Annotated in this window: 6 protein-coding genes; 5 read left to right on the top strand and 1 reads right to left on the bottom strand. The window is 63.1% G+C overall.

Going from position 1 to position 6804, the window contains the following annotated elements:
• Window positions 1–13: 13 nt before the first annotated feature.
• Window positions 14–790, bottom strand: a complete 777-nt coding sequence (locus PQR42_RS30475; RefSeq protein WP_408241714.1) for an enoyl-CoA hydratase — start codon at window positions 788–790, stop codon at window positions 14–16.
• A 136-nt stretch (window positions 791–926) separates the two neighbouring features.
• Here PQR42_RS30475 and paaN point away from each other — a divergent pair, with 136 nt between their 5' ends.
• The 5 genes from paaN (at window position 927) to paaK (ending at window position 6746) form a co-directional block, all read left to right on the top strand.
• On the top strand, window positions 927–2627 hold the full coding sequence (gene paaN, locus PQR42_RS30470; RefSeq protein WP_408388810.1) for a phenylacetic acid degradation protein PaaN: 1701 nt from the start codon (window positions 927–929) through the stop codon (window positions 2625–2627).
• A 124-nt stretch (window positions 2628–2751) separates the two neighbouring features.
• Window positions 2752–3954 (top strand): 3-oxoadipyl-CoA thiolase, encoded by a 1203-nt coding sequence (gene pcaF / locus PQR42_RS30465; protein ID WP_408388808.1) that lies wholly within the window; start codon window positions 2752–2754, stop codon window positions 3952–3954.
• Between the two features lie 51 nt (window positions 3955–4005).
• On the top strand, window positions 4006–4797 hold the full coding sequence (paaG, locus tag PQR42_RS30460) for a 2-(1,2-epoxy-1,2-dihydrophenyl)acetyl-CoA isomerase PaaG (protein ID WP_408388806.1): 792 nt from the start codon (window positions 4006–4008) through the stop codon (window positions 4795–4797).
• A 1-nt stretch (window position 4798) separates the two neighbouring features.
• The gene (gene paaI, locus PQR42_RS30455) at window positions 4799–5260 is read left to right on the top strand and encodes a hydroxyphenylacetyl-CoA thioesterase PaaI (RefSeq protein WP_408388804.1); all 462 of its coding nucleotides are present in this window, start codon (window positions 4799–4801) and stop codon (window positions 5258–5260) included.
• A gap of 181 nt (window positions 5261–5441) precedes the next feature.
• On the top strand, window positions 5442–6746 hold the full coding sequence (gene paaK, locus PQR42_RS30450; RefSeq protein ID WP_408443676.1) for a phenylacetate--CoA ligase PaaK: 1305 nt from the start codon (window positions 5442–5444) through the stop codon (window positions 6744–6746).
• The last annotated feature ends 58 nt before the right edge of the window (window positions 6747–6804 follow it).

The following is a 6804-nucleotide window of genomic DNA, read 5'->3' as shown; positions in this document are numbered from 1 at the left end:
TTTGACAAGCGTATTAACGATGCTTGAAAACCGGTTTGCGCTTCTCCACGAACGCGGCCATACCTTCCTTCTGATCTTCGGTGGCGAAGAGCGAATGGAACAGGCGCCGCTCGAAATGCACGCCTTCCGCCAGCGTCGTTTCGTAGGCGCGGTTGACCGATTCCTTCACCATCATCACGGCCGGCAGCGGGAATTCCGCGATCGTCGCAGCCGCAGCCACTGCCTCGTCAACCAGGGAAGCAGCCGGAATCACACGCGACACCAATCCGGCCCGCTCAGCTTCGGCGGCATCCATGAACCGCGCGGTCAGGCAGAGGTCCATCGCCTTCGCCTTGGAGACCGCGCGCGGCAAGCGCTGCGTACCGCCGGCGCCCGGCATGATGCCGAGCTTGATTTCCGGCTGGCCGAACTTCGCCGTGTCGGCGGCGAAAATGATGTCGCACATCATCGCCAGCTCGCAGCCGCCGCCGAGCGCGAAGCCGGCCACCGCCGCAATGATCGGCTTACGAATGGAGCGAACGGTTTCCCAGTTGCGGGTGATGTAGTCACCCTTGTAGACATCCATATAGGTATAGGTGGACATCATGCCGATGTCGGCACCGGCCGCGAACGCCTTTTCACTGCCCGTGACCACGATCGCGCCGATCGCGTCGTCGGCGTCGAACTCGCGCAGTGCCGCCCCCAACTCGTCCATCAATGCGTCATTCAAAGCGTTCAACGCCTTCGGGCGATTCAACGTGATCAAGCCGACTCGTCCCCGCGTCTCAACCAGAATGTTCTCGTAAGCCATGCCGCCTCCTAAGGGTAGAAAAATTGCGCGCGAAAACACTTCGCGCGGTCATCTTAATAATGCTACCATTCACCAACCAACCGGTCGGTCAATTATTCGACAGGCTTTTCCCAACGTACAGCCAAGCCCCTCTGCCATGACACATCCGCTATTCACCAAGCACGAAGACACGCTGCAAAAGGCACTCACCGCGGTTGAAACGCGCGGCTACTGGAGCCCGTTCGTCGAAATGCCCAGTCCGAAAGTGTACGGGGAAACGGCCAACGCGGACGGCGAAGCCGCATTCAAAGCGCATCTCAACGCGACGTTCCAGTTGGACCAACCGTCGACGGGCGAAACCGTGGGCGCCGAAGTCTCACCGTTCGGATTCCCGCTCGGCGTGCGCTACCCGAAGGCCGACCCCACCGCCCTGATCGCGGCCGCCGCCGCTGCCCAGCGCGATTGGCGCGAGGCAGGCCCGCAGGCATGGATTGGCGTGTGCCTCGAAATCCTTGCCCGCGTGAATCGCGCCAGCTTCGAAATTGGCTACAGCGTGATGCACACGACCGGCCAGGCATTCATGATGGCCTTCCAGGCCGGCGGCCCGCACGCGCAAGACCGCGCGCTCGAAGCCGTCGTGTATGCGTGGGACCAATTGCGCCGCATTCCCGGCGACGCCCACTGGGAAAAGCCGCAAGGCAAGAATCCGCCGCTCGCCATGCACAAGCGTTACACCGTCGTGCCGCGCGGCACCGGTCTCGTGCTCGGCTGCTGCACGTTCCCGACGTGGAACGGCTATCCGGGCCTCTTCGCCGATCTGGCCACGGGCAACACGGTCATCGTCAAGCCGCATCCGGGCGCGATCCTGCCGCTCGCACTGACCGTGCGAATCGCGCGCGACGTTTTGCGCGAAGCGGGATTCGATCCGAACGTCGTTACCTTGCTGGCCACCGAGCCCAACGACGGCGCGCTGGTCCAAGATCTGGCCCTGCGCCCCGAAATCAAACTCATCGACTTCACGGGCAGCACGCAAAACGGCACGTGGCTCGAGCGCAATGCGCACCAGGCACAGGTCTACACCGAAAAAGCCGGCGTGAACCAGATCGTGATCGACTCGGTCGACGACATCAAAGCTGCTGCCCGCAATATCGCCTTCTCGCTCGCGCTGTACTCGGGCCAGATGTGCACCGCGCCGCAAAACATCTACGTGCCTCGCAACGGCATCCGCACCGCGGAAGGCACGCTTGGTTTCGACGAAGTCGCTCAAACCATTGCCGGCGCTGTGCAAAAACTCGTCGCCGACCCGGCTCGCGCCGTCGAACTACTCGGCGCGATTCAGAACGATGGCGTGACTCAACGCATCGACGAAGCCGCAAAACTCGGTCGCGTGCTCGTCGAGAGCCTGACGCTCGGACATCCCGCTTTCGCCGGCGCCCGCGTGCGCACGCCGCTCGTGCTTCAACTGGATGCCGCCACCGACCAGGCGCAGTTCACCAAAGAATGGTTCGGTCCTATCTCGTTCGTGATCGCGACGGACTCGACTGCACAGTCGCTCGATCTCGCCGGCGCGATCGCAGCCGAGCATGGCGCGCTAACGCTGTCGGTCTACAGCACGGACGAAGCGGTGCTCGAAGAAGCGCACGAAGCATCGATCCGCGGCGGCGTGGCCTTGTCGATCAATCTGACCGGCGGTGTGTTTGTCAATCAGTCGGCAGCCTTTTCCGACTTCCACGGCACGGGCGCGAACCCGGCGGCCAATGCCGCGCTGGCGGACGCAGCCTTCGTATCGAATCGCTTCCGCGTAGTTCAAAGCCGCGTTCATGTTGAACCGAAAGCGGCGCCGGCGGTAGCTGGCTGAATGGCATAAGACAAAACGCGGCTTCGTCCTATGCCGTTTGGCCGAATGGACCGGGCTGCGCACCCCAACTAACATGAGACATCGGATCGGCACCTCCCGCCGATCCGCCCCAGCAGGAATCCACATGAACGACGCCTTCATTTGCGATGCGATTCGCACTCCAATCGGCCGCTACGGCGGCGCCCTGAAAGATGTCCGCGCCGACGACCTCGGCGCGGTGCCAATCAAGGCGCTGATCGAACGCAATCCCGGCGTCGACTGGCGCGCTCTCGACGAAGTCATTTATGGCTGCGCGAACCAGGCCGGCGAAGACAATCGCAACGTCGCGCGTATGTCTGCATTGCTGGCCGGCTTGCCCACCGAAGCGCCCGGCGCAACCATCAACCGCTTGTGCGGCTCGGGTATGGACGCGGTCGGCACTGCGGCGCGCGCAATCAAGGCGGGCGAAGCACGCCTGATGATCGCCGGCGGCGTCGAAAGCATGACGCGCGCGCCGTTCGTCATGGGCAAAGCGACTGGCGCGTTCTCACGTCAGGCGGACATTTACGACACGACCATCGGCTGGCGCTTCATCAATCCGCTGATGAAACGTCAGTACGGTGTCGATTCGATGCCTGAGACCGCCGAAAACGTTGCCGTCGAATTCAGCGTGAGCCGTGCCGATCAGGACGCGTTTGCGCTGGCGAGCCAGCAAAACGCCGCTCGCGCCCAGCAGGACGGCACCCTGGCCCAGGAAATTGTCGGCGTCGACATCGCGCAAAAGAAGGGTGACCCCGTACGCGTGCTGCTCGATGAGCACCCACGCGAAACTTCGCTCGAAAGTCTGGGCAAGCTCAAGGGCGTGGTTCGTCCGGACGGCAGCGTGACGGCCGGCAATGCGTCGGGCGTGAACGACGGCGCGTGCGCGCTGTTGCTCGCGAACCAGCAGGCGGCCGATCAATACGGCCTGCGCCGCCGCGCCCGCGTAGTGGGCATGGCAACAGCGGGCGTCGAGCCGCGCATCATGGGTATCGGTCCGGCGCCGGCCACGCAAAAGCTGTTGAAGCAACTCGGCATGACGCTCGAACAACTCGATGTGATCGAGTTGAACGAAGCCTTCGCATCGCAAGGTCTGGCTGTTCTGCGCACGCTCGGTCTGCGCGACAACGACCCGCGCGTCAACCCGAACGGCGGAGCCATTGCGCTTGGTCATCCGCTAGGCGCTTCGGGCGCGCGCCTGATCACGACCGCGCTGTACCAGTTGGAGCGAACCAACGGCCGCTTTGCGCTTTGCACGATGTGCATCGGCGTAGGCCAGGGCATCGCGCTGGTCATCGAGCGGATCTGAACGTCAGCGCCACAGCGCCCAACGGTCAAAGAGACTTTGAGGAGACACCCAATGTCATATGAAGCGATTCGACTGGACATCGACGCATCGAGCCATGTCGCAACCATCACGCTGAACCGGCCGGACAAACTCAACAGCTTCACGCGCGCGATGCATCAGGAGTTGAGCGCCGCGCTCGACCAGGTCGAAACGACGGGCGCCCGCGCGCTCGTGCTCACCGGCGCGGGCCGCGGCTTTTGCGCCGGCCAGGACCTCGCCGACCTCGACTTCACGCCAGGCGCCATGACCGATCTGGGTGAACTGATCGAGCAACATTTCAATCCGCTGATTCGCCGCCTGCAAGCGTTGCCGCTGCCTGTTATCGCCGCGGTGAACGGCACGGCCGCCGGTGCGGGCGCCAATCTCGCGCTCGCGTGCGACCTCGTGCTCGCGGCTCGCTCCGCCAGCTTCATTCAGGCGTTCGTGAAGATCGGCCTCGTACCGGACTCGGGTGGCACATGGTTCCTGCCGCAACGCGTCGGCATGGCTCGCGCATTAGGGCTCGCCATCACCGGCGACAAGCTCAGCGCGGAAAAAGCTGAAAGCTGGGGCTTGATCTGGCAAGCAGTCGACGACGCGGAACTCGCCGCCACCGCGGTGAAACTCGCGGCCCAACTTGCGCAACAACCCACGCGCGCCATCGCCGCTATCAAGCAGGCCATGCGTGCGGGCGCGACGCAAACGCTGGACCAGCAACTCGATCTCGAACGCGATCTGCAACGCCAGTTGGGTGCTTGCCACGACTACGCGGAAGGTGTGCAAGCCTTCGTTGAAAAGCGCGCGCCGCGCTTCGAGGGCCGTTGACATGTCCGCTCAAGCCAACCATCCCAATCAGATGACGCCCGACGAACTCGCTCGCGCGACCGCTGCCGCGATGTACGAGAACGACGCGTGCAGCCGCGCGCTCGGCCTCGAAATCGTCGAAGTGCGCCCCGGATACGCGCGCCTGCGCATGGACGTACGCGACGACTTTCTGAACGGCCATCAGATTTGTCACGGCGGCCTGATTTTCACGCTCGCGGATTCGACCTTCGCGTTCGCCTGCAACACGTACAACATCAACACGGTTGCCGCCGGCTGCTCGATCGAGTTTCTGCGGCCCGTGAAAGGTGGCGACGTGCTGACGGCGGAAGCCGTCGAGCAGACGCTGAGTGGCCGAACCGGTATCTATGACATTCGCGTGACGAACCGTGCCGAGGAAACCGTTGCGATGTTCCGCGGCAAATCGGCGCAAATCAAAGGCAATCTGATTCCCACAGGCGATTGATCACGGCAACCTCGCGGCAAACCCGCGAAAACTCCGAGACACCACGCAGCAAACCCATGACAGATTCGCGGCCCAGTAGCGGCTCTTCGCCGCCACACCTTTAAACAGCAGCCAGCCCCGGTTTTTGCGCGCAAGCGCACGTATATCAGACCCAAGCATTGAGGCAGCAAGGAGACATTCGATGACCACCGCCCTTCCGCTCGATCCGATCGAGACCGCCAGCCGCGACGAACTTGCCGCGCTCCAACTTGAACGGCTTAAATGGTCGTTGAACCACGCCTATGAAAACTCGCCGGTTTATCGACACAAATTCGACGAAGCCGGGGTTCATCCGAGCGAAGTGAAAACCCTTGCGGACCTGGCGCGCTTCCCCTTCACCACCAAGAAGGATCTGCGCGACAGCTACCCGTTCGGTATGTTCGCCGTGCCGCAGGAACAGATTTCACGGATTCACGCGTCGTCCGGTACAACGGGTAAGCCGACCGTGGTGGGTTACACCGCGCGCGACATCGACACGTGGGCGAATCTCGTCGCGCGTTCGATCCGCGCCGCCGGCGCGAAGCGCGGCGACAAGGTTCACGTGAGCTACGGTTACGGCCTGTTCACGGGCGGTCTCGGCGCACACTACGGCGCCGAACGCGCGGGGCTCACCGTGATTCCGTTCGGCGGCGGCCAGACCGAAAAGCAGGTGCAACTGATCCAGGACTTCCGGCCGGACATCATCATGGTGACGCCGAGCTACATGCTCTCGATTGCGGACGAACTCGAGCGTCAAGGTATCGACCCGGCCAATTGTTCGCTGCGCCTCGGCATCTTCGGCGCGGAACCGTGGACCAACGACATGCGTCAGGCGATCGAAAAGCGCATGGGCATCGACGCTGTCGACATCTATGGCCTGTCCGAAGTGATGGGTCCAGGTGTGGCGTCGGAGTGCGTGGAAACGAAAGACGGCCCGACCATCTGGGAAGATCATTTCTATCCCGAGATCATCGATCCCGAAACCGGCGAGGTGCTGCCGGACGGCGAACTCGGCGAACTGGTGTTCACGTCGCTGACCAAAGAAGCGCTGCCGATCGTCCGCTACCGGACGCGCGACCTGACGCGCCTGCTGCCGGGCAGCGCCCGCACCATGCGTCGGATGGAGAAAATCACCGGCCGCTCGGACGACATGATGATCGTGCGTGGCGTGAACGTATTCCCGACGCAGATCGAAGAACTGCTGCTCAAGCAGCACGCGCTCGCGCCGCACTATCAGATCGTGCTGACCAAGGAAGGTCCGCTCGACGTGTTGACGTTGAACGTCGAGCCTTGCCCAGAATCTGCGCCGGATACGGCCGCGTTGAACACGGCCAAGCAGGCATTGACCTATGACATCAAGGCGCTGATCGGCGTGAGCGCGGTGGTGAACGTGCTGGGTGTGAATGGGATCGAGCGTTCGGTAGGCAAGGCGCGGCGCGTGGTGGACAAGCGCAAGTCGGGCCTGTAACAAGCGGGAAATAGCGCGCGGCGCGGCTGATCCGCACCGCGCCACGCGCTACTTAAAC

The organism is Paraburkholderia sediminicola, assembly GCF_046027355.1.
Classification (GTDB): Bacteria; Pseudomonadota; Gammaproteobacteria; order Burkholderiales; family Burkholderiaceae; genus Paraburkholderia; species Paraburkholderia sediminicola_B.
The sequence above is the reverse complement of the archived record's forward strand: the minus strand, read 5'-3'. Positions and strand labels throughout refer to the sequence as shown.